A 502-nucleotide genomic window follows, 5' to 3' on the forward strand; every position below is an offset into this window, starting at 1 on the left:
GCGTGCACGCCCGTCTGCCCCGCCGATGGAAGGCCCCGAAGGCCTCCAGCAGGAGCAGGCGGGCGATGCCGCGCCCCCGATGGTCCCGCCGCACCGCGACCCGCTGCACCCGCCCCTCGGCACCGTCCGAGGAGAGCACCACCCCGACCAGCTCGCCCCCGGCGAACGCGACCGGCGACGCCCCGGCCACGAATGACTCCCGCCCGACCGTGTGCCGCACCCACTCCTCGTACGGCATCCGCCGCTGCTGCCACTCGTCGAACGCGTCCTCGGTCACCTGGTACGCCGCCCGCTCGTCCCCGGCCCGAAACGCCCGGACCGTGACCCCCGCCGGAGGCGCCGGCACCTCGGGCTCCTGGTCCGTCGCGATCTCCAGCAGCCACTCGGTGACGAGCGGGACGTACCCCCGCGACTCCAGCAGCCCGATCGCGGCGAGGTCGCTGTCCGGGACGCTCTGCGCGAGCCGGTCGCCCGTGGCCCGCTCCTCCACCCAGGCCAGCAG

1 protein-coding gene is annotated in these 502 nt (G+C 76.1%); it reads right to left on the reverse strand.

What is annotated here, in order from left to right; translation table 11 throughout:
• The coding region (locus AOK24_RS42985) for a GNAT family N-acetyltransferase (protein WP_159052210.1) at nt 1-502 on the reverse strand (502 nt) is incomplete at both ends.

It is taken from the genome of Streptomyces niveiscabiei, from assembly GCF_001419795.1.
In the GTDB taxonomy this organism is placed as follows: domain Bacteria; phylum Actinomycetota; class Actinomycetes; order Streptomycetales; family Streptomycetaceae; genus Streptomyces; species Streptomyces niveiscabiei.